We start from the raw sequence: 26,649 nt of genomic DNA on the forward strand, positions 1-26,649 counted from the left end.
GTCCCGGGCACCATCCCGGCCCTGCCCCAGGTCCCGGACACCGTCCCGGGCCTGCCCCAGGTCCCCGGGCACCATCCCGGCCCTGCCCCAGGTCCCGGACACCGTCCCGGGTCCGGTCCCGCACGCGCCCGATCGGGGCGACCGACGGCGTGCCGGTGACCGGGTCGGGCACGACGACGCACGGCAGCCCGAACACCTCCTCGACGAGCTCAGCCGTGACGATCTCGGCGGGAGCGCCCTGGGCGACGATCGCGCCGTCCCGCATCGCGATAAGGTGCGTGCCGTAGCGAGCCGCCTGGTTCAGGTCGTGCAGCACGGCCACCAGGGTGCGGCCCTGCTCGTTGAGGTCGGCCAGCAGCTCCATGAGCTCGATCTGGTGGGCGATGTCGAGGAACGTGGTGGGCTCGTCGAGCAACAGGAGCGGCGTCTCCTGGGCGAGCACCATGGCCACCCAGGCGCGCTGGCGCTGGCCACCCGACAGCTCGTCGACGAGGCGGCCCGACAGGTCGGACACCCCGGTGGCGGCCATCGCCGCACTCACCGCCTCCTCGTCGGCGGGCGACCACTGCCGGATCATGCTCTGGTGCGGGTGCCGTCCGCGCGCGACGAGGTCGGCGACGGTGATGCCGTCGGGCGGGAGGGACGACTGCGGGAGCAGCCCGAGCGTGCGGGCCACCTCCTTGGCGCGGTAGGTGGAGATGGCGCGCCCGTCGAGCACCACCTGGCCCGCGCTGGGCTGCAGCAGCCGGGACAGGGCGCGCAGCAGCGTCGACTTACCGCACGCATTGGGACCGACGATCATCGTGAACGACCCGTCGGGTATCTCGACGGACAGTTCGCGCGAGATCACGCGCTTGTCGTAGCCGAGGGTGACGGCGTCCGCGTGCAGCCGCGGGGCGGCGCCCGCTGCGCCGGGCCGGGCATCCTCGGGCTGAGCGGCCTCGGGCTGAGCGGCACCAGCCTCAGCGGCCTCGGCTTGAGCGGCATCAGGCTGGACGACGCCGGACTGGGCGGCACCAGCCTCAGCGGCACCAGCCTGAGCGCCGCCGGCTTGAGCGGCATCAGGCTGGACGACGCCGGACTGGGCGGCACCAGGCTGAACAGCGCCGGACTGAGCAGCGCCGGACTGAGCGGTCTCGGGTTTCATGGTCGCTTCCGTGCTTCGCGGACAAGGAGCCAGACGAGGTAGACGCCGCCGACGACGATCGTGACGACGCCGACCGGGAGCGGCTGTGGGAGGAGGTGCTGCGCGACGACGTCGGACGTCACCAGGACGAACGCGCCGAGGAGCGCCGCGGGTGCCAGCGCCGTCCCCGCGGAGCCGGTGAGGCGCCGCGCGATCTGGGGCGCCGCGAGCGCGACGAACGCGATGGGCCCCGCGAAGGCGGTGACGGCGGCGGTGAGCGCCACCCCGCACAGGACGAGCGCGAGGCGGACCGGCTCGGGCCGGATGCCGAGGGCGCGGGCCGCGTCGTCGCCGAGCTCGAGCTGGCGCATCGGGCCGACGAGGCCGGCCAGCACCACGAACACGATCACCACGAGGACGACCAGGGGCAGCGTCTCGGCCCAGCCGACGCGGTTCAGCGATCCGGCGCCCCAGATGGCGGCGGTCATCGCGATCTCGAGCCGCGCGCGCAGGATGAGGAACATGGACAGGGCGCTGAGCATGGCCGACAGGGCGATCCCCACGACGATCAGCCGGAAGCCCTGCACGCCGTCGCGGTAGGCCAGCAGGTAGGCGAGCGCCGCCGCCGCGAGGCCGCCGACGACGGAGCCGGCCGCGACGAGGTAGGTGCCGCCGCCGATGACGATGATCACGACGAGGGCGCCCGCGTACGAGCCGGCCGACAGCCCGATGATGTCGGGGCTCGCGAGCGGGTTGCGGGTCAGCGACTGGAAGATCGCGCCGGCGACGCCGAGGGCGGCGCCGAAGAACAGGGCGGCCAGCACGCGCGGGGCGCGCCACTCGAGCACGACGGTCGTCACGATGCCGCTCTGCCCGCCCGTGAACGCCGAGAACACCTCCGGCACGGTCAGCGGCAGGTCGCCGAGGCACAGCGCGGCGAGGGCGGCCGCGAGCGTCGCGGCGAGGATCAGGGTGCTGACCACGAGGGTGCGCACCCGCAGGCGGCCGGACACGTCCCGCCAGCGCACGACGGCGACGCGCCCGCCGAAGTCGATCCCGGCCCGCCGGACCACAACGCGCCCGGTATCGGGCCGCCCGTTGCCAGGCCGCCCGCTGCCCGGCCGTCCGTTGCCGGCCTGCCTGCTGTTGGGCCGCTCGCCATCGGCCCGCCCACTGCCGGTCGGCCCGTCGCCAGGCCGCCCACCGCCGGCCCGCGCGACCCCAGCCCCTCCGACCCCAGCCCGCCCGGTCACAGCCCGCTCGCCTTCCGCCGTCGGACCAACCAGATGAGCACCGGCGCGCCGACGAACGCCGTCACGATGCCGACGGGCACCTCGCCCGGCCACAGGACGACGCGGCCGATGACGTCGGACGCGAGCAGCACGACCGGAGCGAGCACCATCGAGTACGGGAGGATCCAGCGCTGATCGGGGCCGACGATCCACCGGGCCACGTGCGGCACCATGAGGCCCACGAACCCGATGGGTCCCGTGATGGCCGTGGCGGAGCCGGCGAGCAGGGTGATCGCGGCGACCGACAGCGCGCGGGTGCTGCCGACCCGGGCGCCGAGCGCCGAGGCGAGGTCGTCGCCGAGCCCGAGCGCGTTGAGCGGGCGTGCGATGACGACCGCGATGACCAGGCCCGCGACCACGAACGGGACGGCGGGCAGGACGACGTCGAGGTCCCGCTCGACGAACGTCCCGGCCTCCCAGCCGCGCATCTGGTTGAAGGTCGCGGGGTCGAGCAGCGTCATGCCCGTGGTGATGCCGGAGAGCACCGCGGCGATGGCGACGCCGGCGAGCGTGAGCCGGACCGGGTCGGCGCTGCGGCCCACCGCGCCGATGAGCAGGACGGCGAGGGTCGCCAGCAGCGCGCCCGCGAAGGCGAAACCCAGGTACTGCGTGGGCACCCGGGCGCCGAACAGCGCCACCCCGAGCGCGACGCCGAGCGATGCGCCCGCGTTCACGCCCAGGATCCCCGGGTCGCCGAGCGGGTTGCGGGTGAACGCCTGGATGAGCGCGCCCGCGACCCCGAGCGCCGCCCCCACGACGAGCGCGGCGAAGGTGCGCGGCAGGCGCAGCTCCAGCACGATCCGGTCGTTCTCCGACCCGGTGGGCGCGACGACCGCCTGCACGATCTCCCCTGGCAGCAGGGGCTTCGACCCCACCATGATGCTCAACAGCACGACCGCGGCGAGGGCCGCGACCGCGAGGGCGAGCCCCGCGGCCCGCCGTCGGCGTTCCTGGCGCTGCGAACGCCGCGGCGGACCGTCCACCTCCCCCGCCCCAGGGGCGGGCGCCGCGACGGCGGTGGTGCGGGTCATCAGCCCTCTGCGCTGCGCGGAGCCTCGCCGGCGACGGCGCTCTCCAGACGCGGCAGCAGCCGCTCGAGCACGTACTTCTGGCTGAGCGGCGTGAGGAAGTAGATGGCGCCGGCGAGCTCGGCGTCGGTGAAGATGGCGCGGTGCTCGACGACGGCAGGCAGGCTCGACAGCGTGCCGAACCCGAGCAGGTCGTCGATGGCCTTCGGATCCGTGGTCTCGGTCGCGAAGACGACGACGTCCGCCTCCAGCAGGCCGGTGTTCTCGGCCGAGACCTGCGCCTGCACACCCTCCTCGGGGGCGAACTCCTCCAGACCCGGCGTGATCGTGAACCCGAGGTCGGTGAGGAAGTCGGTGTTCAGCCCGTCCGGGTACACCCACAGGTGACCCTCCCAGGCGCCGCCCTGCGAGAACGTGGCGGTGAGACCCTTGAACTCCGGATGCTCGGCGGCGGCCTCCGCGTACGCGGTCTCGACGCCCTCGATCAGCTCCTCGCCCTCGGCCGAGCGGCCGACGGCGGCGGCCACGACCCGGGTCTGGTCCTGCCAGCTCGAGAAGTACTGCTCGGAGCCCTCGACGCTCGCGACGGTCGGGGCGATCTCGCTGAGCTTGTCGTAGGCCTCTTGGTCCAGGCCCGCGTTGGTGCCGACGATCAGGTCCGGGCGCAGCGCCACGATCTTCTCGTACTCGAACCCGTCGGTGGTGCTCAGCACCACGGGCTCGGCGTCGCCGAGGAGCTCGGTGGCCCACGGCCACACGGCGTAGGGCTGCTCGCCGTACCACTCGGTGGTCGCGACCGGGGTGACGCCGAGCTCGAGCAGGATGTCCTGCTCGGTGATGCCGACCACGACGATGCGCTGCGGCTCGGCCTCGATGGTGGTCTCGCCGAACTTGTGCTCCACCGTGACAGGGAAGGTGTCGCTCGGCTCGGTGGTGTAGTTCGGGTTCTCCTCGGTGGTCGCGGCGGACGACGAGCACGCGGACAGCGCGGCGGTGAGCACCAGCGCGGCGGTCGCCGCGACGGCGCGGTACGACGGCGTGCGGTGTGGCGGGGTGCTGTCGGATGGCGCGCTGTGCGGCGGGATGCTGTGCGGCCGGGTGCTGTGCGGCAGGGTGCTGTGCGGCCGAGCCGGGTTCGACGGCGTGCTGTGCCGCGGGGTGCTGTGCGACGGCGCGCTGTCGGACGGCGTGCTGTGCGGCCGAGCCGGATTCGACGTGCTGTCGGACGGCGTGTGGCGCGACGGCGTGCCGTGCAGCCGTGCTCGGTGCGAAGACATGGGGTTCATGGGTTCTTTCGGCCGTTCTGGCGATCTGGGGCGCGGTCAGATTAGCCTTACCTAACCTCAATGCACCATGACGCCCAGCGGACTCACCGCCTCTCGAAAGGACACGGCCATGTCTGTTCTGGAACATTCGGCCGTGGATGCGGCGCCCGTCGTGGGCGCTGATACCGACGAGGAGACATCGGCCATGTTCACCGTCTCGCACGACTTCCTGCGGGCGGGGAGCAGGTTCGAGATGCACGCGCACCAGGAGGACCAGGTGGCGTGGCTGCCGTCCGGCTCTGTCGAGCTGGAGGTGCACGGCGAGCGCTGGCACCTGCGGCCGGAGCACCTGATGTGGATCCCGGCCGGCACCATGCACGAGATGGTCTTCCCTGAGCCGGCGGAGATCGTGAGCCTGTACGTCGACCCGCTGCTGCGACCGGGGCGTGCGCCTTCGGGCAGTCCTGCGGGCAGTCGCGCGAATGACGCCGCTGGCGGCTGGGCGGACAGTGCTACCGGCGGCCGGGCGGACGGTGCTGAGGGTGCGCCCTCGGGCAGACGGGCGGACGGCGCCGGGGGCAGGCCCGCCGACGGCTCTGCAGGCGGGCCGACGGACGGCGCCACGCAACGGCGACCGGACGAGTGGGCCAACCCCCGCACCCTGCGAGCCGACCCGCTGGCCGGCGCTCTCATGCTCCATCTCACCCAGGGCGTGCCGACGCCGCGGCGGCGCGCGCAGTGCCGACGGCTGCTCGCCGAGATCCTGAGCGACCTCGACGTCGTGCGCGACGTCGTCGCCCTCCCCCGCGACCCCCGCGCACGCGTGGTCGCCGCCCGCCTGCTGGACGACCCGGCAGACGGCCGCGAGCTCGACGCCTGGGCCGCGGAACTCGGGGTGAGCTCGAAGACGCTCGCCCGCGCGTTCGTGCGGGGTACGGGTTCGACGTTCCGCGACTGGCGGGTCCGCGCGCGTCTGCACGCGGCGGCGCGCCACCTGGCCGACGGCGCGACCGTCCAGGATGCGGCCGCCCGCGTCGGCTACACGTCGGTCAGCAGCTTCATCGCCGCTTTCCGCCAACGGTTCGGAGTCACCCCGGCCCGCTACGCCGCCAACCTCCGCCGCGACGACCACCCGACCCACTAGCCCACGAGTTCGGTCGGGCCATCCCGAGTGGTTGCTGCCGCCCCTTGTCGAGTTCGGTCGGTTGCCTCGAGATCGGTCCATCCCTGGACCGATCTCGAGGCAAAGAACCGAACTCAGCAACCGGCCCTGGGCAACCGACCGAACTCAGTGACCCGCCCACGCCAACCAACCGAACTCAGTGACCCGCCCTTTGGCGACCGACCGAACTCAGTGACCCACCCTTTGGCGACCGACCGAACTCAGCAGCCACGCGAGCTCAGTCGTGCAGAAAGAACCGCGAAAGCGCCTGTGAACTTCTGGCGGCGAATCTGCGGATCGGGTGACGGACGTGGGTCGCCATGCCCCGTACGCCCGTCCAGCGCTTACCGTCTACTCGTCGTATCACCCGTCGCAGCACCCGCTGCGTCACCCCTTGTCGTACCACCCGCTGCGTCACCCCTCGTCGTACCACCCGCTGTGCCACATCTCGTCATAGCACCCCGCCGTCCGCCCGCCGCCCCGAAGGAGCCCCGTGACTCTCGTCGACCTCGTGCTCATCGTGGTGCTGCTCATCGCCCTCGGCGCCGGCCTGAGCCGGGGCCTGCTGGCCACGCTCGGCGGGCTCGTGGGCCTGATCGTCGGCGGCCTGGCGGCGTTCTGGGCCGTCCCCGCCGTCATCAACCTGCTGCCTACCTCTCAGTGGCGCGGCCCCGTGTCCATCGCCGTCGCCGTCCTGCTGCCGCTGCTCGGCGCCTCCGTCGGGGCCGGGCTGGGCCATGACCTGCGGCGGGGCGTCGACCGCACCGCCCTGCGCCCGCTCGAGCGCCTCCTCGGCGGCGCGGTGAACGTGGTGGTCGCCGCCCTGGCGCTCTCGTTCGTCGGCAACGCGGTCACCGCCACCGGCACGCCGGGCATCGCGTCGGCGCTCTCGTCGTCGGCCGTGCTGCGCACCATCGAGGACCTGACGCCGCCCTCGGTGGGCCGGCCGCTCGCCCAGATGCGCGCCATGGTGCTCGACGACGGGCTGCCGCGGCTGAACATCCTGATCGTCCCGCGGCAGGCCCCGGTAGCGCCCGCCGTCGACCTCGACAATCCCGCGCTGGAGGACGCGGCGCAGTCGGTGGCCCGGATCTCCGGCATCGCGTACGCGTGCGGGAAGAGCTCGACCGGGTCCGGGTTCGTGGTCGCCCCCGACCGGGTGGTCACGAACGCGCACGTCGTGGCCGGCGTGGACCGGCCGGTGGTCGAGCTCCCCGACAGCCCCGCCCGGGAGGGGCGCGTGGTCTACTTCGACCCGGTCGACGACCTGGCCGTCATCGCCGTCCCGGACCTGGCCGCGGACGCCCTGGACATCGCGCCGACCCTGTCGGTGGGCGACCGCGCCGTCGTCCAGGGCTACCCGTACGGCGGGCCGTTCACCTCGGTGAGCGCCGGTGTGCTCAGCGTCGACACCGCCCGCGTGCCCAACGTGTACAACACCGGCGCGGCCGGCCGCGAGATCTACTCCCTGGCTGCGGCGGTGCGCCCGGGCAACTCGGGCGGCCCGCTCCTGACGACCGGCGGGCGGGTCGCTGGGGTCATCTTCGCGCGCGCCGAGTCCGCCGCCGACGTCGGCTACGCGATGACGACCGCCGAGCTCCTCCCGGTCGCGAGCCAGGCGACCGAGCTGAACACACCGGTGTCGTCGGGACGGTGCACTGCCTGAGCTGACGGGGCTGATCTGTTGAGCCTGATCGGTAGGCGGGCACGTGGGGCCCGATCGCTTGGACCATCAGTTGAGTGACTCACGGCGGAAGAACTGCCTCGCGGAGCTGTGTTGCGGACAGTAGACAGCGTCTACGCACAGCAACACAGGCCCGCGAGGCAAGTCGCCCCGACACGTCCGGCTCCGGCTCCCACGCGCCCCGCTCGGATTCCTGACTCATCCCACGTACTACGCCGAGTCGGACTTCAGGACGACGAGTCAGGTCGGTGAGCTCGACGGCTCCGGGTTGGGCTCGCCGACCAGCAGCGTCACGCTGACGCCCAGTCGCAGCACGGTTCCCGCGGACGGCGTCGTGCCGGAGGCCGGGATGGTGGGCGGCGCGTTCGGATCCTCCATGACCACCTCGAAGCCCGCCGACTCAAGCTCCGCCACCGCCGCGCCGACCGTCATCCCCGCGACCCGCGGCACCGCGTTGCGGCCGCTCGCCACCACGACGTCCACCTCGGTTCCCGACAGCACGCTCCGACCGCCGACCGGCCGCTGGCCGAGCACCGTCCCGGCGGGCTCCGGCGAGTCCCGGTGCGTGACCTCACCCATCACCAGGCCGACCTCACCGAGCGCCGCCTGCGCCTCGGCCAGCGTCCCGGTCAGCAGCGGCACCCGTATCCGTTCCGCCCGCGGCGGCGCTTCCGTCGTCGTCGGCGTGGCGGACGGCGACGGGCTGGGCGACGACGTCGGGGCGGTCTGGCTCGGTGATGCCGTCGGCGAGGGTTCGGTCGATGCGGTGGACGACGGCGACGGGTCGGCCGTGGGCGACGCCGTCGGCGCGGGCGAGGCCGAGACGCTCGCGCTCGGGGACGGCGTCGTCCCGGCTTGAGGCAGGCCCGGCGCGGCGACGGCGGCCCAGGCCGCCAGCCCGGCCACGAACAGGCCGATCACCACGACGCCGATCACGCCGCTGCGCCGTGGCGGGTCGGGTAAGGACTCGGGCTCGGCCGGCGCGAGGTATTCGAGGTCGCCGGTGCGGCGCTGTCCGACGCTGGTGCCGCTCCCGGCTCCTGCGCCCGTCGCACCCCCGGTCCCGCCGTCCCCGGCCTGGGCTTCACCGCCCGCCAAAGCCCCGCCCACCGATACGCCGCCCGCCAAAGCCCCGCCCACCGAAGCCCCACGCGCCGAAAGCCGACCCGCCGTCGGCCCGAGTCGAGCGGCCGCCTCGATGATCGCGGCCCGCATCTCCTCGGCGTCGCGGAACCGCCGTACGGGCGTCTTGTTCATGGCCCTAGTGACGATCCGGTCGAACGGGCGAGCGCGCGGGACCAGCGCCGACGGCACGGGCGGCGGAGCGGTCACGTGCGCGTCCAGAACCTGGGCGTCGGTGTCCCGCGGATAGGGCGGGCTGCCGGTGAGCAGGTAGTACAGCAGCGCACCCGCCTGGTAGAGATCGCCAGCGACCCGCACCGGCCGACCCTGCGCCTGCTCGGGCGACATGAACTGCGGGTTGCCCACCACGGTCCGCGCGGCACCCGTGTGCCCGGTTCCGGCGCCCGTCCCGGCCCGGTTTCCAGCCCCGTTTCTGGCCCCGCCGGCCGAGCCGGCTGTCACCGTCTGCCCGACAGCGCCCCCGCCAGCCGAGCCGGCCGTCACCGTCCGGCCGACGGTGCCGCCCTCGGCCGCGCCGAGCACTACGGTCACGGCCGAGCCGTCGGGCCCAGGCCCGGTACGCAGCACCTCCGCTCCGGCACGCAGCACATCGCGGCCGACGGCGGTGCGGCCCGCGGCGTCCGCGAGGCCGAAGTCGACGAGGCGCACGTGCTCGGCGTGCAGCGGCTCGTCAGGTCCCACACCGTGCAGCAGCACGTTGGCGGGCGACACGTCGCGGTGCACCAGTCGCACCCTGTGCGCAACGGTGAGCGCCGCCAGCACGCCGTCGAGCACCGCGGCGGCCTCGGCAGGGGGCAGCGGTCCGGACGCGTCGACCCGCTCGCCCACGCTGCCGCCGTCGACGAGGTCGAGCGCGATCCACGCGAGCACGACCCCGGCCGCCTCCTGCACGCCGGAGGCGCGGACCGACGCGATGTTCGGGTGCCGCAGCTCCTGCGCGGCCCGCGCCTCGGCCAGAAAGGCATCCCGGGACGCGGCGTCGGCGCTCAGGTGCGGGTGCAGGATCTTGAGCGCGACCGGATGGGCGGACTCGGCGGGCTGCTCAACCTCGCCCGGCTCAACAGATCCATCGGGCGCCTCACCGTGCTCAGCAGGCCCATCGGGCACCTCGCCGGACTCCGCATGGCTCTCGGACTCACCGCCGGAGTCCGCACGTCCCTCGGACGCATCGCCGGACTCCGCACGTCCCTCGGACGCACCGCCATACTCCGCGCGTCCCTTGGATGCATCGCCGGAGTCCTCATGAGGCCCATCGCCAACAGTCTCGCCCAGGTCCTCGGCCGCGAAGACGGAGGCCGTCCCGCCCACACCGAGCAGGTCCCCCAGCAGGTACCGCCCGCCAAACACCGACCCGTCGCTCGCGACGTCGTCCGACACCGGGTCCGACGCCGGGCCCAGCGCCGCGCGCGATACCGGATCCGGCGCCGCGTCCGACACGTCGTCCGGCCCTGCGTCCGACACCCCCTCCGGCGCGCCGTCCTGAGGCACCGCACCGCCGGGCACGTCCTCGCCGGGCTCCGGCGTCGTCCCCCCGCTCTCGCTCATCGCGTGATGCGCGCCCTCACCCGAACCGGCCGTTCACGTAGTCGTACGTGCGCTCGTCCTGGGGCTCGGAGAACATGGCCTCGGTGTCGCCGTGCTCCACGATCGCGCCGGGCGTGCCCTGCGACGCGAGAAAGAACGCGCACTGCTGCGACACCCGCTGGGCCTGCTGCATGTTGTGGGTGACGATCACGATCGTCACCTCCTTCTGCAGCTCCACCATGGTCTCCTCGATGACCCGCGTGGAGGTCGGGTCCAGCGCGGAGCACGGCTCGTCCATCAGCAGCACCTTGGGCCGCACCGCCAGCGACCGCGCGATGCAGAGCCGCTGCTGCTGCCCGCCCGAGAGGCCGCCGCCCGGCTGCGCGAGCCGGTCCTTGACCTCCTTCCAGAGGCCGGCCGAGGTGAGCGACCGCTCGACGAGCTCGTCCTTCTCGTCCCGCGACGCGCGCACGCCGGTGAGCTTGAGGCCGGCCACGACGTTGTCGTAGATCGACATCGCCGGGAACGGGTTCGGCTTCTGGAACACCATGCCGATGTCCTTGCGCGCGTCCTGGATCTTCTTGCGGCGGTCGTAGATGTCCTCGCCGTCGAGCCGCACCTCGCCGGCCAGGGCGGCGATGGGGACCAGCTCGTGCATCCGGTTGAGGATGCGCAGGAACGTCGACTTGCCGCAGCCCGACGGCCCGATCAGCGCCGTCACCTGACCCGCCGGCATGGTCAGCGACACGCGCTCCAGCACCTTGTGCGAGCCGAACCACGCGGACACGTTCCGCGCCTCCAGCACCGACAGGCCCTGGCCCGACGGCGGTCCGTTGACCGCACCCGGCGATGTGGGCCAGTCGGCGCCCTGGTCGGGAGTCACAGGCGAGGCCCCCGACGAGCCCCCGGGCGGGGCCAGCGGCGGGACGACGGGCCGGGCGGCCGGCATCGCGGCGGTCTGTCCGACGTCGGCGGGCGCCGTGTCGGTCACGGTCCCTGCGGTCTTGTCCTCGGTCATGTCAGGTCCTCGGTCATGTCAGAGTCCTCTCACAGCAAGTTCGGCAGCGCGTCCATGACGATGTCTGCGCAGGTCACGCCAAGGGTGAGCAGCACGGGCACGCCGATGAGCCAGGCGTGCCAGCGGCCCCACGACGTCCACAGCCACCACAGCGCGACGCCGGCGGCCAGGAAGAAGACGAGCACGAAGAAGGCGGTGAACCAGGCACCGTCGTCGCCGGCCATCGCGCGCTCCTCCTCCGGGAGCGCCGGCTCGGCGAGCACCTTGGTCGGCGTCTGCTGCACCTCGGAGACGAGCTGGGCGTCCACGTGCAGCACGCCCGACGGGAAGAGCTGCAGCCCGTCGGCGGTCATCAGCTCCAGGCGCCCTTCGCCGTCGGCGAGCGGCTCCGGGAGCGGGTCGCCTGCGCGGCGCAGGCCGAACACCTGGAAGGTGTGCTCGCCCTGACCCGTGGTCACGCGGATCTCGTCGCCGGGCGTGAGCCGGTCCAGGCTGCCGAACGGGCCGCCGTAGGTGAGCTGGCGGCCCAGGATCACCGAGGTTCCGGCCTGGCCCGGCATCACACTGTCGCGCCGGTGTCCCGGCCCCGAGCGGAGCACGCGCGAGGTCGAGCTCTCCGCCACGACCTCAGAGATGCCCAGCGCCGGGATCTCCAGCAGCGCCACGGGCGTGCCCGGCTCCACCAGCTCCTGGTTCAGGTCGAGCTGGCCTACGGGCGTCTCGGCCTTGGCGAGCGAGGTCCGCAGTTCGTCGTAGGCCAGCACCTGCGCGCGGTTGTGCTGCGCCGTCGAGAACAGCGCCGCGTGCGCCACGAACGCGATCAGCAGCATCGACACCGTCATGATCGCGGCGCCGGCCCACCACCGCCCGTCGCGCGGGACCCGCTGCCGGGGCGTGGCGCGGACGGCGGCCGCTGCCGCCGCGAGCCGGGCCCGCCGGCGCAGGGAGCCGGGGGTGTTCCGCACCCCGTAGGGGTTCTCCGGCTCGGCCGGGCTCGGGTTGTCCGGCAGGTCCTTCTCGTCCTTCGCGGTCGTGTTCGTCACCGGGTTGCTCATCAGGCCGTCACCCCCGCGTCGGCGACCGGAAGGCCCGCACCCGGCGCCCGCATGAGGCGCACCACGTACCAGCCGCCCACGCCCAGGCCCGCGAGGCCGACGCCGCCGCCGGTCCACCAGGCCCACGCCGGAATGCTCAGGCCGGTCTCCTCAGAACCCGGCGTGGCCACGAGGATCTCGGCGACGGCGATCTGGCCGCACCAGCCCGTGAGCTGCAGCGTGTGCGGGCCCGACGATGCCTTCTCGGGGACCGTGAGGACCGCCTCGACGGCGCCCTCCCCGTCCGCGCGGACCGTCTTGACCACCTGCGGCTGGGTGAACAGCACGACCTGCACCTTCTCGCCGTCGCCGAACTCCTCGCCGGTCGCGACGATCTTCTCGCCCGCCAGGCGGACGGTCTCGTCGAGCTCGACGGCGTCGCCGTCCGCGGCCGGCTCCTCCGGGACCGCCGGCTCGGTGGGCACGCACTCCTCGGGATCTGGGGTGTCGTCGCCGGGCGCGCTCGGCTCGTCGGTGGGCTCGTCCGCCGGGTCGTCGGGGGTGTCGTCCCCCGGCCCGGTGCCGCCGCCCGTGCCGTCGTCGCCTCCGGTGCCGCCGGTGCCTCCGCCGTCGCCCGGGTCTCCCCCGCCGTCACCCGGGTCGCCGCCACCACCACCCTTGCCCGGCCCGTTCCCCGGGTCGTTCGGTGTCGGGTCGTCGGTGGGGTCGTCCGTCGGATCGTCGGTGGGGTCGTCCGTCGGGCCGACGTCGGGGATGGTCACGCTGATCCCGGTGTCCTCGGACTCGTCGGCGTACCCGGCACCCGCCGGGCCGAGCAGCAGCGCGGCAGCGGCCAGGACGACGCCGGCGAGCCGGAGCGGTCGGAGTCTCATCGCAGAGCCTCGCTCTCGTGGTCGGGGGTCGGGTCGGTGCCGGTCGGGTCGGTGCCGGTCGCGTCGGTGCCGGTCGCGTCGGTGCCGGTCCGGTCGGTACCGGTTGGGTCGGTGCCGACCCGGCTGGAGCCGGACCGGTCGCCGTCCGGAACCGGACCTGGCCGGTGCCCTGCCCCGGCGGAGGCGGGCGCCGCCGACTGCGCTTCGGCCATGGCCGCCGCCCGGACCTGCTCGGTGTACGCGGCGAGCTCCTCGCCCAGCAGCCGCTGGGACCGGCGGCGCCACGCCACGACGGCCCAGATCCCGCCCGCCAGCACCAGCACGATCCCCGCCAGCGGCCACGGCACGGCCCACGCCTGCGCCGACGCCGTCACGGGCGCCGGCAGCGCGTCGTCGTCCGAACCCCCGCCGGGGTTCTCTGCGGCGGCGGGCGTGACGGTGAGGTCGGCGAACAGGAGCAGCGCGGGCGCCACGCCGGGCACCTCCGCCGCGACGTGCGCCGTGCCGCCGGGCACCAGGTTCTCCACCGGTTCGACGTCGACCGAGCCGAGGCCGATGCCGAACGGCCCGGTGACCCGCACCTCCGGCCGGCCGGAGATCCGGGTGTTGCCGGTGTTGGTCAGGTCGAACCCGAGGGTCGCCGTGCCGGCCCCGAAGGGGTTGGCGACGCCGTCGAACCCGGCCACGACGCCGGTGACGTCGAGCGCGGGCTGCAGCTCGCCGTCGACCCGCAGGTAGATGCGGGTGCCGACCCGCTGCTCCACCTGCACGGCCGAGCCGTCGCCGCCGGTTGCCGAGCGGAATGAGGCCACGATGCCTGCGGCGTGGTCGCCGGGCGTGGCGTCGTGCGGCACGGTGATGGTGAACGGGATGTCGGCGCGGGCGCCGGGCTCGAGCTCCACGACCACACCAAGCTCGGCCGCGCAGGCGGCCTCGGCGTCGTCGTTCGTGTCGGGGCAGACGGCGGCGCCGGAGTCCACGGACGTCCACGCGCCCAGGTCGGTGGACGCCTGGTCGGCGCCGATCAGGGTGAATGCGCCGGTGTCGTAGTCGGTGGTCGCGTCGGAGCCGTAGACGCGGAAGGACGCCGGGCGGTCCGAGTAGTTCGACACCGACACCCAGTCGCTGATGGTGCTGCCGGGGCGCACGTCGTAGGTGAGCTCGGTGCGCCCGTCGGGGCCTTCGGGGCTGGAGGGCTGGACGCTCCAGGTCACCTCGCGGTCGTCGGCTGCGGCCGTGGGGACGACGGCGGCGCGCGTGGAGCTGGCCTGTGCCGGGGCTGCAGCGGCGCGCGCGAACTCGGCCTGCGCGGTGGCGACCAGGCCGTGCAGGGTGGCGAGCACCCCGGCGGCAAGGACGCCGACCGCAAGGGTCCTTCGGGCGATCATCGTGAGGTTCTCCAGACCCGGTCGCGGCCCGTGCCGAACCGCAGGATGCATGCCGACACCGCCGATCTCGACGGCGCCGGTCCGGACAGTGGAATCATCGTTACGGGCCATCCCGTGGGGCAACCATCGCGGAGACGGAGAGCACGTTGCCGCTCGGCGAAGTCCAGGTGGACACCACATGGACTGGTTGCCAGCTGATGCAAGAAATGCTCCTTGACCTGGGGTTTTACTCCCTCGAGGTAAGCAGCGCCCGGTATCCGACGGCGGCCAGCAGGCCGCCCAGCGCCCAGAGGACCACCCGAAAGGATGGGGTGATAGCCCGCCCGAACGGAGGGGCCGCCACGTGGGTTTCGAGTTCGGTCGCTTGCCTCGAGATCGGTCAATCAACCGACCGATCTCGAGGCAAGCGACCGAACTCGAGAAGCTCGATGGCATGAGACGGCCCCGGCCCGCTGGCTGCGAGCCGGGGCCACCCCGTGAGGATCAGCCGACGATCAGATCATCAGCAGTTCACGCGGACCCGGTTCGAGATCGACCCGTCGTGCAGGGCGTCACCCGAGTACTGCGCGCGGAAGGTGTAGGTCTTCCACGGCTTCAGGTCGGTCACCTTGACCGAGGCGACACCGTTGGCCACCGTGGCGGTGCCGACGATCTTGCCCGTCGCGACGTTCTTGAACGTCACCGTGCCGGTCGCGGAGGCCGGGCCGACCTTGGCGGTCAGCGTGGCCGAAGTCCAGTGCTCCGTGGCGGTCAGCGTGGTGGTCGTGACCTCCTTGACGTGCTCCCAGGTGCCCGTGTTGGTGGCGTCGTCCCAGGTCAGGCGGAGGTCCACGGAGAAGTACTTCGAGGCCCCCACGCCGTCACCGGCGGGCGGGAAGGTGGTGCCCGGCACGTCGCCCGGGTCGCAGGTGATCACGTAGGTCGCGACGCCGCTGTGGCCGTCGAAGCGGTCGGCCGGGAAGCCGAAGCCGCCCCAGCGGGAGGCGGCTGCGCCCGTGCGGTTGATGGGTGCACCGTCGAGGCCAGAGCCCTCGATGGTGGAGCCCTCCAGCAGCACGAACGCCGGGAAGCCCGGGTCGAAGGCGGAGTTGGCCACCGGCCAAGTGCCGTCGGGCCAGATGAACAGCGGCCGCGACGAGCCACGGTAGCCCTCGGGGCACCCGATCTGCGTCGTCAGGGACTGCGGGCCGTCCGTGCTGGAGATCTCGCCGGAGGCCTTGTCGAGGGTGATGCCACCCAGGCGGTTGTCCGGGTCGAGCACCGGGTTCACGGCCTGCGCGGCCGGGGCGGCCAGCGCAGCCCCGAGCGCCATGGTCAGCGCAGCCGCGAAGCCCGCGGCCACCCGGCGGAGAGTGGTGTGAGACATGAATCCTGCCTTTGTCGTAGAATTCACCCCATAGGTCACGAGCGACCTGTGCCCGTGGGCACGGCCCCTCACCCTGGATGACGCCCCGGGTGAGGGGCCTCCACGTGCGGGCGGGGGACGGCACCCGCACAGGAATCTGTGGTGAGTCCCTGGGACTCAGTTGGTGCGGTAGTTCTCGGTGTCACCGGCCTGGTAGAGGTAGCCGTCGATCGCCACGCCGCTGGTGCCGAGAGAGCCGAAGCCGAAGTCCTCGATGATGAGCGGGCCATCGGGGAGGCGGACGGCGTTGTAGATGGCACCCTCCACCGCGGGAGTACTCGGGTTGTTGAAGAACGCGTGGCGCAGGTCGGCGTTGGTGTCAAGGGCAGCGTGCTCCACCACGTTGAACACCGGCAGCACGAGCGGGAAAGCCCTGTTGAGGCGACCGCCGGCCATCGGCTGGACGCCGTTGATCTGGGCCAGCTCCGCACCGTTCCGGCGGTCGAACACCTGCACCCCGTAAGCGGAGCTGTAATGCGTCGGCGACGCCGCGACGCGGGTCTGCGCCAAGTACTGCGCGATCGAGAACGGCACGACCGCATTCGGCACGTCCGCCAGAACGGCACCATTGTGCTCCTGCACGATCCGCTGCTGACCGGTGCCGTTATCGGTAAACGTGTCGGCCACCGCCGTGCCGAAGTTGGCTTCATCGCCGACGATCTTGTCGATCCAGTACGACCGGGTGTCGGAGCCGACCCGCGGGACGAACGGCACGATCTGCGCGCCACTGCCCTCACGACCCACCGTGAAGGTACCCACGCTGAGCGTGACCAGAGCGCCGTTGTCAGCCGAGTAGATCTCGGTGAGATCGGCCAGCGTCAGGTTGCGCGGGACCCAGGTGTTGTCCTCGTGCACCGAGTACGTGACGGCGTCCACCGCGAACGGGACGTACGACAGCACGCCGGACGTGCTGGGGTCGACGTCGATCGATGACCGCGCGAACTGCAGGTCAGCACGCGACAGCGGGCCGCTCGAAGTGCCGCACGGGTTGGTCAGAGTGATGCCGTTGATGGCGGCACGCAGCGCCGCGACGCCCTGGCTGGACCCGTTGGGTCGTGGGATGGTCGGGCCGCCCGGTCGGGTCCGGATCGAGCACGGCCCGGTCGCGTCCCACGAGCCCAGGAAGAGCTCCTCGTCCACGTTGGTCATCGCGGCCGCGAGGCCGTTCATGACGTCCTGCGTCGTTGCGGAACCCGTTCCGTTGATCGTCCGGGTGATGTCGGGCTGGCCGGTGGAAGGGTCGATCGGGTCAGCCGAGGCGCCGAACGCCCCGCCCAGGAGCAGCGCAGCGGTCACGGTGCCGAGGAGAAGGGCACGGCCTCCGCGCAGGTGGTGCATAGACATCGCATGCCTTTCCACTCGGAGCGCAGGCGGAGGGGCACCACCCGCACAGGAACCTGTGGGACCCGGGGCGGCTCCTGTCGAAGCCGCCCCGGGTCGTGTCGGAACGTCAGATGAGGGTGAGCGTGAGGGTCGCCGAGTAGGCGCCCTCAGGGGTGTCCTGCGGCACACGCAGCATCAGGTCGGCGTTGACGCGGGTCTCCGCGGCGGTCGCGCCCGCCTGGAGCGATGCCAGCGTCCGCTGCGTCGAGAGACCCGCACCCGGCTGCACCACACTGCCGGCCACGCCAGGACCCGAGACAAGCCTGGGCGTCCAGCCCAGGGCCGCCGCGGAGAAGGTCGTCCCGGCCGCGCCGGACTTGACAAAGTTGCCCGCCTGGCCGCTGAGCGACCACCCGTTCCGAGGCTCGCGGTTGTCGGTCACCCGGACCTCGCCGAGAGAGCCGCTCGCCTCGAACTGCGAGCCGTTCAGGGTCGCCTCGCCGAGCGACGCGCTGCCGGACGTCACGGTGAGCTGCAGGTCTGCCTCGTCGGACGCTGGGATGGTCACCGTGACCTCGGTGTCCTCCTGCTGCGGCGGCGTCGGCTCGGCAACGGTGTCGACCACCGCGTTGTTCGACGTGGACGGGTTGTGTCGCGTGTCGCCCGCATACTCCGCCCGGAACGTGTACTGCATTCCCGCTTGAAGGTCGCCGACCGTCACGGACGCGACGCCTCCTTCGAGGGCATCGGTCCCGACCGCGGCATCGGTGCCAACGTTCGTGAAGGTGACATCACCGGTCGCGGCCGACGGGTTCACCGCAGCAGTCAGGGTGACCGAACCGTCGTTGTTGGCAGTCGGGGTCAGCGTGGTGGTGGTGTCCACCTTCTCTCCCGGATCCCCCGGGACGACGCGCCAGGTGTTGTTCGCGACGTCGATCTCCAGCAGGTTCGGCAGTGTGAAGTACTTGGCGTCCCCGATCGGCTGCGTGCTGTCGTTGATGTCCGGGTCGCTTGGCCCACCTGGATCGCATGTGACGACGAACGTCGCAGATCCCGTCCGGAGCATGGCGGAATCCGTCAGGTTGGACCAGGCAGACGCGTAGACCGACGTCAGGTGGATCGGCTGGCCGTCGAGACCCCATCCGGCGCCCTCGGTCGTGCGGGTCGTCGCTGCGAATCCGGGAACGCGCGTACCGTCCGTCCAGACCAGGAACGTGCGCGACGACGCGCGGAAGCCTTCGGGACAGCCGATCGTGGTGTTCACCTCGGCCGGGTCCCCCGCGTTCCGGAGGGTCCTGGTCGCAGGCTCGACGATGCTCAGGTCCCCGATCCGGTTTGCGGGGTTCAGCGTCTCGGGAAGGGTTGGCACAACGAACGCCTGGGCGCTTAGCCCGGCGATGCCGGTCATCGCCAGGGCGAGCAGCGCGGCCAGCGCGGCGCGGGCGCCCCTCGGTCGGGTTCTCATGGCTGGTCTTTCCTCTCTGGGGTAGGCGGCCGGCGGCGGTTTCACATGGTGGCCGGCGATCTGGGGGGAACGGCGATCTCAAGACCGGCCGCCGGAACCGGGGTGCGCCCGACGAGCGGACGCACCCCGGCCGAGCCTCAACCGAGGGCTATGCCCTCAGCGGAGGACTCAGTTGAGGTTGATGCGGTAGTTCTCGATGTCGCCGGCCCGGTAGAGGTTGCCGTTGATCGTCACGCCGTTGGTACCGAGGGAGCCGAAGCCGAAGTCCTCGATGACGAGCGTGGAGGTCCCGGGACGGACCGCGGTGTAGATGGCGCCCTCCACCGCGGGGGTGCTCAGGTCGTTGTAGAACGCGTGACGAAGGTCAGCGTTCGTGGCGACGGCGTCGTGCTCCACAATGTTGTTCACTGCACGCTTCACCGGGAAGGCGGTGTTGAGGCCACCGTTGACCAGCGGCGGGACGCTGCCGATCTGGGCCAGCTCTGCACCGTGCCGGCGGTCGGGCACATTGAACCCGTAGACGGAGCTGTAGTGCGTCGGCGAGGTCGCGACGCGGGTCTGCGCCACATACTGCGCGATCGAGAACGCCGCGATCGAGTTCGGCACGTCGGCCAGAACAGAACCGTCGTGCTCCTGTGCAATCCGCGTCTGACCGGTCGCGTTGTCGGTGAACGAGTCGGCCACGGCGGTACCGAGGTTGGCCTCGTTCCCGACGATCGTGCTGACCCAGAACGACCGCGTGCCGGAGCCGGCCTGCGGGATGAACGGCACGATCTGCGCGCCGCTACCCTCACGGCCCACCGTGAACGAACCCACGCTCAGGTTGACCGTGGTGTTCGCGTCCGCCTGGTAGATCGTGGTGAGGTCGGCCAGCGTCAGGTTGCGCGGGACCGAGGTGTTGTCCTCGTGCACGGCGTACGTGACCGCGTCCACCGCCATCGGAACGTACGAGAACACGCCGGACGTGCTCGGCGCGACACCGCTCGACGACCGCGCGAACTGCAGGTCCGCACGCGACAGCGGGGCACTCGACGTGCCGCACGGGTTGGTCAGCGTGGTGCCGTTAACCGCGGCAACCAGCGCGTTGCGACCCTCACTGGACCCGTTGGGGCGCGGGATGGTCGTACCACCGGTCCGGGTCTGGATCGAGCACGAGCTGCCCGTCGCGTTCCACGAGCCCAGGAAGAGCTCGTCGTCCGCGTTGAGCGTCACAGCGGCGAGGCCGTTGAGGACGTCCTGCGTCGTGTCGGAACCCGTGCCGTCGATCGTCCGGCCCAGGTCGATCTGGCCGGTGGCGGGGTTGATGGGCTCGGCCGAGGCGCCGAACGCCCCGCCCAGGAGAAGCGCAACAGTCGCCGCGCCGGCGAGGAGGCCGCGGCCCCCGCGCAGGTGGTGCTTGGACATGGCTTGCCTTTCCATCTAGGGTGTCCCCCCAAAGGTCGCGTATGACCCTGTGTCCTTGCGGACACGGCCCCTCACCCTGGTATTGCGCCCCGGGTGAGGGGCCTTCCACGTGCGGGCGGGGGTGGTGCCCGTACGGGAAACCTGTGTGGAGTTGTGCTCGCTGGTGAGCTTCCTGCGCCTGGGATCAGCCGGTCAGGTCGCGTCGTCGCATGAGGAATGGAGCACCGACCATGCCGGCCAGGCCCGCGATGAGCGTGCCGCCCAGCGCGACCGACGCCGCCAGCGGAGCCGTTTCTTCGGTCGCCGCAGCCTCATCCTGCGTCGTCGTGGGTCCACCGGAGCCGCCGTCGGCTCCCGGGTCTGACGGCGGACCATCGGCTGCCGGGTCGTCGCCGTCCACCGGCACCGGCACGGTCGCACCGGTGTCGTCACCCGGGCCCTCGTCTCCCGGGCCAGCAGAGTCCCCGGACGTGCCGTTCTCGCCCGCGCCAGCACCGTCGCCGTCCGAGCCGTTCTCGTCCGGATCAGGGTCGGACCCGGATGGGGCGAGCAGGCGCCCGGCCAGGTCCAGTGCGGCCTGCTGCTGCTCGTCGGTCAGCGGCACGTACCCCTCGGGGAGGCCGCCGCGCTCGCCCGTCACGACGTTGCCGTCCGTCGCGGCGTACTCCAGCAGCCCGGCGTAGTCAGCACGGGCCTGGCCGTCCAGCCGCCCCTGGCTGAGGTTGACGGCCGCGTGCACCGTCGTAGTCAGCGGGTATGCCCCGTCCGGGAGGGACGTGACGTCGAAGTTGGTCAGCCCGTCGTTATCGACAACGGCATCCGCCACAGCTCGGGAGACGGTGGCCTCGTCGTACTCGACGAAATCGCGTGCCGAGGCAACGGTCTCGGCCGTCGTGGTCTCGTCCAACGGCGCAGCCAGGGTGGCGGTGTCCAGGCGATACAGCTCGGCCGACGGGGCCAGCGCCGGCCCGAGGATCATGCCCTCTCCCCCCGGATGGATCGGAGTGCTCGGTGCCCACCGGCCAAAGTTCTGGCCCGAGAACCAGCTGGTATCAAAACTCAGGATCCGCTGCTGGTCCCGGCGTGCGATCCGGCTGGCATTGGCGTCCAGGGTGGTGGAGTACGGGACATAGGACTCCGAGCCGAACTTCTTGCCCTGGTACAGGTCCGGGTTGTCGTTCGCCTCGTCCGGGTACACCGTCTGATCCGCCTTCGGGAAGGTATCGATCGGCTCGGACGACAGGTCCACCCGGTACCCGCCGCCAGCGGCACCCGCGTGTCCCGACGGCAGGTAGTAGGGGTTGACGACATTGCCCCACGGGTCGGGCTTCCCGCGCAGGAACGCCCGGGCGTCCGCGTCCGCCTGGACGTACTCCCACAACAGCTGGATCGCATCGTCCCCCTGCGGGCCTGACACAACCATCGGCGCATAGGCGCGCAGGTTGGTCGGGTTGCCCAGCGCCGCCCACTCCTCGTCCTGAACCACCTGGTCGAGCCGGAGTACATCCAGCGACGGGCTGACCGGGGGATTGCCGGACTGGGGCTGTGGGACGTCACGCTTGTAGGACTGGGTGAGCATCTTGGCGATCAGCCGCGGCGTGAGGCGCATCTCGCGCGCGATGGTGCCGTCCCGCTCGGCGGCGTAGAAGCTGATCGTCAGCGCGGAGTTCGCCAGCGGTGCGTACCCGATGTCCGCCTCGTCGAGCAGTTCGGGGTTGGCGGTACCAATCGTCTCCGGCGTGAGCGGGAGGCTTACGGCGGCCAGGTCCGCCTGCCCGGTCACGAGCTGGCTCCGGGCCAGGTTGCCCGAGTTCGTGTTCAGGCTGAACGTCACACCGTCATCGCCCGCGCACAACACCGGCTGCCAGGAGCTCACGGCATGGGCCACCAGTTCGCTGCCCACCACCCTGCGCTCGGTCGAGCCCGGCGGGCAGGTCAAGAACGGGTTCTGGAAGTCCAGCGGGACGACCATCCGGTTGGCCCAGAAGCTGCAGTCCGTCCCGATGGGGGATCCGAACTGAGAGAACGACACGTCACCGAACTCGTTGTTGCCTGCCACCTCAGAGCCGCACGCCGTCGCCCCGCCTTCGAGGGTTCCTGAGTGAGTGCCGCGCGGCACCACCACGAGCCAGCACCGCTGGCCCGCCGCCTTCGGGTCCCCGCACCCCAGGTACGGCTGCGCCGCCGCCGACTGCACCACGAACCCCGTCCGTGCACCGTTGCCGTCCAAGGGCACCAGCGGAAGCTCGTTGGACGACGAGGCCGTGAAGAAGGGCCCCAAACCTCGGTTACGGAGAACAGTGCCCGCCTCACCCGGAGCAGTCACCTCGACGGGCTCGCTCACCTGTCCAGTCACCGCCCGGAACCTGAGCGCGTTCGAATCGTTGGTGCCGCGGGCGAGCGCCGCAGTGTCGTTCAACTGGCCCTGCAGCGCGGTCTCCCTGCCACCCACTTCGGCCCAGCTGTACGAACCGAACTGGCACGTCTCCGCGAAGTCCACCGCATTCGGGTCGGCACCCCAGCACTGGAAGACCTGGAGGAAGTTCTGAAAGGTGTTGTTGGTCGGCCGGACGCTCGCAGCCATCCCGGATGCCGTCACCGTGACCACCTGGTCGATCAGCCCCTCGGTCTGGGACACCGTGACCTCAAGGTCCTTGAAATCGTTCCAGTGCCCCGACCCGTCGGCGTTGTCGACCATCCCCGAGCGGTCCGGCTGGTACTGCTGCAGGTCCCCGTTGCCCCCGGCCCACTTCACCGTCACGGCCGAGTCGCCCGTGTCGCCACCGGAGGCGGCCTCCGCGTCCGACGGCGCGTAGAGCGCGACGAGGCCGGCGGCCGAGGCCAGTGAGACGACGGCGCCGAGGACGCTGATGGTGCGGCTGCGGAGCTTCATCGGTGTCCTCCGTTCGACTCGTGCGCTACGCCCCCGGCAGGTGCCGGTCCGGACGGGGAAATCATTGCCGTGGGCCGTCGAGATTGGCAACCATCGAAACAGTGGACGGCCAATTGAGGAATGACGACCCCGTGGCGGACGGAAGGTAAACGACACGTTTCGCGGCCGCCGGGAACGGCGGTACGACCTGCTTTTTCTCCCGCAGCCCCGCGCTCCCGACACACCGCGCCATCGGAGCGTCCCCGCAGGACACCACCCGAAAGGAGGGGGCTAGACCCCTCCCTGCGGAGGGGGTCGCGCCGGGCCGCGAAACGGTACGACCTCCACGATGCGGAATGAATTTCACCCTTCATCGAATAGCCCGGTGTCATATTCACCCGACCATTCTTGGAGGCCCCGTCCCGCACGTGGAGAAAAGGCGAGGAAATGTGCGCGATTATCACGACGCGGCACCTCCCGCGGACCCGCGCGCCCCGCTCCTGGCCGGCGTAGACCCAGGCGTAGACCCAGGCCCGGCCCCGCCAGGCGAGGCCCCCGCAGGCCCAGCCCCAGCAGGCACCGGCAGCGCCCTCCGCGCCCGTTTGCCGATCATCGGCGGCAGTACCGCCGCGAGGACCATCACGAGCCCCAGCGCGATCATGACGAGCCGCGGGACGAGCCCGGTGTCGGCAGCGGGCAGCGACTGCGGGGTCGCGGCCACGAGCGTGACCTCGCCCTCGTCGTCCACCACGTCGGCGTCGCCGCCGCCGTCGGAACCACCGCCGCCCGAGCCGCCGCCGTCCGAACCGCCACCACCGTCGCCGTCCGAACCACCGCCGTCCGAACCGCCACCACCCGTTCCACCACCGCCGGAACCGTCGCCGTCCGAACCGCCGTCATCGCCGGAACCACCACCGCCCGAGCCGCCATCGCCGGAACCGTCGCCGTCCGAACCGCCGTCACCGCCGCCGTCGCCCGACGGCGCGGTCGGGGTGTCCTTGGACCCGCCCGTGCCCGTGGTGCACTGCGTGGGGCCCTGCCGGTCGCAGGCGGGCGGGTAGGGCGCCTCGTTGGCCAGGCGGTTGGTGCCGTCGGGCGAGAACGTCGGGTTGTTGCAGTCGTTGATGCCCTTGATCACCGGGTCGCCGCCCGGGATCTTCTGGATCTGCTGCTGGCCCGCGCGGACCAGGTTGATCGGCAGGGGCGAGTAGCCCAGCACGTCGGCCTGCTGCTGGCCCTCGCACAGGAAGTAGGCGCCGAAGTCGGCGAGGGTCAGGCCCTTGTCCAGCGTGAAGCTGGCCTCCTGCGACGTCGGCAGGATGATGTACGAGTAGCTCGACAGCGGGTACACGCGCCGGTCGGAGAACGTGTAGACGTCCTCGAGGTTCTGCGTGAGGTAGTCGGGCGAGCTCCGGTTCTCGTTGATCTTGGCCCGCAGCAGCGCGACGGCGACGTTCGCCGCCGTCGGCTCCGTGTAGTAGCCGGAGGCGTTGAGCATCTTGGCCACCGGGAACCCCGCGTTCAGCGCGTAGGAGTACTCCACGAACGTGATGGCCCCCACCGCGTGGGACTGCGCCACGTAGCCCGCCACGCCGTTCGACCCGGCGCGGGAGACGAACCCCGAGCCCGGCACCACCGGGTAGTTGGACGTGACGCCGCAGTGCCCGCCGACGCTCGGCCGGCCCACCCTGTCGCAGTAGTCGTCCCAGATCCGGGTCTGCTCCTGGCGCATCCAGATGGAGAACTGCGCCGTGGCGCCCGACCCGTCGGACCGCACGACCGGCACGATCGGGATGCCCGGCAGCGCCAGCAGCGGGTTGTCCTGCTTGATCTGGGGGTGGTCCCAGCGGGTGATCTCGCCCGTGAAGATCTTGGCGATCGTGTTGCCGGACAGCCGCAGGTTGGTGACCCGCTGGCCGCCGATCTGCAGGTTGTACATGAACGCCGTACCACCGGCCACGATGGGCATGTAGGCGAAGTCGCGGGCGGGCCGCGTGTCCTGCTCGTTGGAGTTGCTGATGGCGTAGGGGATCTCGCTGACGCCGAAGTCGGCGGTGCCGTTCGCGAAGTCGTTACGGCCCTGCGTGGAGCCCGACTCGGTGTAGGTGATCTTCCACTGGTAGTTGGACCACACGTTGCGGATCCACTGCTGCAGCGCGTTCGCGGACCACGTGGACCCGGAGCCCACGATCGGGGCGTGCACCCGGCCGACGGCGGCGGGCACACCGGTCGCGGCGTCGGCCTGCACGGCGCCGGTCGGGACGAACGCGCTCCCGGTCACGAGGAGCAGACCGACAAGGGCTGCCACGGCACGGGCCCGCAGGGCGGCGGTCATCGTCCGGCCTCCTCGGCTGGTGGTGTGTCGGTCGTTCGTCGTTCGTCGACGGCGGTAGCAGCAGCGGTGGCGGTGCGGCGGAACCGCGCCGCCACCCGGGCCGAGACGCGACGGGCGCGCCGGGCGCCGCCCACGCTGAGCTGGCCCGCGCCCTTGCCGCCGATCAGGCGCGCGATCAGGAACAGCACGAACACCATCACCATCAGCACGGCCGCAGCGCCGAAGGCGCGGGCGATCTGCGTCGGCTCCGGGCTCTTCACCAGCGTGAACGTGGCGAACGGCAGCGAGACCATCGGTCCCTCGAACGGGTTCCAGTTGAAGTAGGTGGTGTACCCGGCGGTGAGCAGCACGGGGCTGGTCTCGCCGATGCCGCGCGCGGTGCCGAGCACGATCGCCGTCGTGAGGCCGGACCGGCTGGTGGGCAGCACCACGTGCCAGATCGTGGACCAGTGGCTGGCGCCCATCGCGAACGACGCCTCCTTGAGCGTGGCCGGGACCAGGCGGAGCACGACGTCGGCGGACCGGATGATGATCGGCAGGATCATGATGGTGATCGCCAGCGCCGCGGCGAAGCCGGACTTGGGCCCACCGAACATGAGCACGTACGTGGCCAGGATGAACAGGCCGCAGACGATCGAGGGCAGGGCCGTCATGGCCTCGGTCACCGTGCGCACGATCCGGGTGAACGGGCTGGGGAACTCCGCGAGGCAGACCGCGCACAGCAGCCCGAGCGGGATCGAGATGGCCAGCGCGATGGTGATCATGAACAGCGTGCCGACGGCGGCGTGCGCCATGCCGCCCAGCGTCAGCGGGTCGAGCGGGCCGGCCAGGGAGAGGTCCTGCGTCCAGAAGTTCGGCCGGAGGAAGGCGTCGGCGCCCCGGACCACCGCGAAGACGACGACCACCACCAGGGCCAGCAGCAGCACGACCGCACCCGAGTGGATGATCACGCCGGCCACGCGGTCCTTGATGGTGATGCGGTCGTCGTCGAAGCTGATCAGGATCACGAAGAAGCCGAGGAACAGCAGGTAGGCGATCAGCACGAACGGCAGGGCGCCCTGGAAGGGCGCCACCTGGGTGAACAGCCAGGCCGTCGTCGCGATGCCCGCCGCGGCGGCGCCGACCACGCGCAGCACGTCCTCGCGGCGCAGGCCCGCGAGGTTGCGCTGCGTCTCCGGCCGGTCCGGGGTGAGGCGGCCGTCGCGCCCCGGGAGGTGGGTGCGGGTGTACTTGCCCGGCCGGTCGGCACGACGCGGGGCGCGGGCGGTCTCTGTTGCAGTCATGATGT

17 protein-coding genes and 1 pseudogene are annotated in these 26,649 nt (G+C 71.9%); 2 read left to right on the forward strand and 16 right to left on the reverse strand.

The annotated features are described in order from the left end of the window. Window positions 1–127: 127 nt before the first annotated feature. From AC0QU1_RS21070 to AC0QU1_RS21085, 4 genes and pseudogenes are all read right to left on the reverse strand, one after another. A pseudogene (locus tag AC0QU1_RS21070) lies at window positions 128–889 on the reverse strand (ABC transporter ATP-binding protein); the annotation flags it as partial. Window positions 890–1,143: 254 nt separating this feature from the next. Beyond that, a complete protein-coding gene (locus AC0QU1_RS21075) occupies window positions 1,144–2,199 on the reverse strand; it encodes a FecCD family ABC transporter permease (RefSeq protein ID WP_483572195.1) in 1,056 nt (351 codons plus the stop codon). A 176-nt stretch (window positions 2,200–2,375) separates the two neighbouring features. Next, window positions 2,376–3,449 carry an iron chelate uptake ABC transporter family permease subunit gene (locus tag AC0QU1_RS21080; protein ID WP_483572196.1) on the reverse strand — a complete coding sequence of 358 codons (1,074 nt, stop codon included), beginning with the start codon at window positions 3,447–3,449 and terminating at the stop codon, window positions 2,376–2,378. Further along, entirely contained in the window at window positions 3,449–4,723 is a 1,275-nt protein-coding gene (locus AC0QU1_RS21085; RefSeq protein ID WP_483572197.1) for an iron-siderophore ABC transporter substrate-binding protein, read from the reverse strand. Before AC0QU1_RS21085 ends, AC0QU1_RS21080 begins: the two co-directional genes overlap by 1 nt. Window positions 4,724–4,841: 118 nt before the next feature. Between AC0QU1_RS21085 and AC0QU1_RS21090 the strand changes: the two genes are divergently transcribed. Together AC0QU1_RS21090 and AC0QU1_RS21095 are read left to right on the forward strand one after the other, a co-directional pair. Further along, a complete protein-coding gene (locus AC0QU1_RS21090) occupies window positions 4,842–5,855 on the forward strand; it encodes an AraC family transcriptional regulator (RefSeq protein ID WP_483572199.1) in 1,014 nt (337 codons plus the stop codon). Between the two features lie 511 nt (window positions 5,856–6,366). Further along, window positions 6,367–7,539, forward strand: a complete 1,173-nt coding sequence (locus tag AC0QU1_RS21095; RefSeq protein WP_483572200.1) for a MarP family serine protease — start codon at window positions 6,367–6,369, stop codon at window positions 7,537–7,539. A gap of 258 nt (window positions 7,540–7,797) precedes the next feature. Here the strand turns inward: AC0QU1_RS21095 and AC0QU1_RS21100 are convergent, their stop codons facing one another. The 12 genes from AC0QU1_RS21100 to pstA all read right to left on the reverse strand — a co-directional run bounded on the left by AC0QU1_RS21100 (window position 7,798) and on the right by pstA (window position 26,644). Next, a complete protein-coding gene (locus AC0QU1_RS21100) occupies window positions 7,798–10,245 on the reverse strand; it encodes a protein kinase domain-containing protein (RefSeq protein WP_483572201.1) in 2,448 nt (815 codons plus the stop codon). 16 nt (window positions 10,246–10,261) lie between these two features. Further along, entirely contained in the window at window positions 10,262–11,035 is a 774-nt protein-coding gene (pstB, locus tag AC0QU1_RS21105) for a phosphate ABC transporter ATP-binding protein PstB (protein WP_483576763.1), read from the reverse strand. 236 nt (window positions 11,036–11,271) lie between these two features. Continuing rightward, a complete protein-coding gene (locus tag AC0QU1_RS21110) occupies window positions 11,272–12,297 on the reverse strand; it encodes a sortase (RefSeq protein ID WP_483616305.1) in 1,026 nt (341 codons plus the stop codon). Further along, window positions 12,297–13,169, reverse strand: a complete 873-nt coding sequence (locus AC0QU1_RS21115; RefSeq protein WP_483572204.1) for a hypothetical protein — start codon at window positions 13,167–13,169, stop codon at window positions 12,297–12,299. The genes AC0QU1_RS21110 and AC0QU1_RS21115 overlap by 1 nt, the downstream gene beginning before the upstream one ends. After that, window positions 13,166–14,557 (reverse strand): COG1361 family protein, encoded by a 1,392-nt coding sequence (locus tag AC0QU1_RS21120; protein WP_483572205.1) that lies wholly within the window; start codon window positions 14,555–14,557, stop codon window positions 13,166–13,168. Before AC0QU1_RS21120 ends, AC0QU1_RS21115 begins: the two co-directional genes overlap by 4 nt. A 502-nt stretch (window positions 14,558–15,059) precedes the next feature. Further along, window positions 15,060–15,923, reverse strand: coding sequence for an Ig-like domain-containing protein (locus AC0QU1_RS21125; RefSeq protein ID WP_483572207.1), 864 nt, complete (start codon window positions 15,921–15,923; stop codon window positions 15,060–15,062). Window positions 15,924–16,079: 156 nt separating this feature from the next. Further along, window positions 16,080–17,258: a hypothetical protein gene (locus AC0QU1_RS21130; protein ID WP_483572209.1), complete on the reverse strand. Its 1,179-nt coding sequence runs from the start codon at window positions 17,256–17,258 to the stop codon at window positions 16,080–16,082. A gap of 154 nt (window positions 17,259–17,412) precedes the next feature. Beyond that, window positions 17,413–18,750 (reverse strand): Ig-like domain-containing protein, encoded by a 1,338-nt coding sequence (locus AC0QU1_RS21135; protein ID WP_483572210.1) that lies wholly within the window; start codon window positions 18,748–18,750, stop codon window positions 17,413–17,415. Window positions 18,751–18,918: 168 nt separating this feature from the next. Next, entirely contained in the window at window positions 18,919–20,154 is a 1,236-nt protein-coding gene (locus AC0QU1_RS21140; RefSeq protein ID WP_483572212.1) for a substrate-binding domain-containing protein, read from the reverse strand. A 184-nt stretch (window positions 20,155–20,338) separates the two neighbouring features. Next, complete coding sequence (locus AC0QU1_RS21145; RefSeq protein ID WP_483572213.1) at window positions 20,339–23,203, reverse strand: hypothetical protein; 2,865 nt, start codon at window positions 23,201–23,203, stop codon at window positions 20,339–20,341. Between the two features lie 283 nt (window positions 23,204–23,486). Further along, window positions 23,487–25,361 carry a phosphate ABC transporter substrate-binding protein PstS gene (locus AC0QU1_RS21150; protein WP_483572214.1) on the reverse strand — a complete coding sequence of 625 codons (1,875 nt, stop codon included), beginning with the start codon at window positions 25,359–25,361 and terminating at the stop codon, window positions 23,487–23,489. Continuing rightward, the gene (pstA, locus tag AC0QU1_RS21155; RefSeq protein WP_483572215.1) at window positions 25,358–26,644 is read right to left on the reverse strand and encodes a phosphate ABC transporter permease PstA; all 1,287 of its coding nucleotides are present in this window, start codon (window positions 26,642–26,644) and stop codon (window positions 25,358–25,360) included. The genes AC0QU1_RS21150 and pstA overlap by 4 nt, the downstream gene beginning before the upstream one ends. Window positions 26,645–26,649: the final 5 nt, after the last annotated feature.

The sequence above is a fragment of the Promicromonospora noduliphila genome (genome assembly GCF_056951025.1).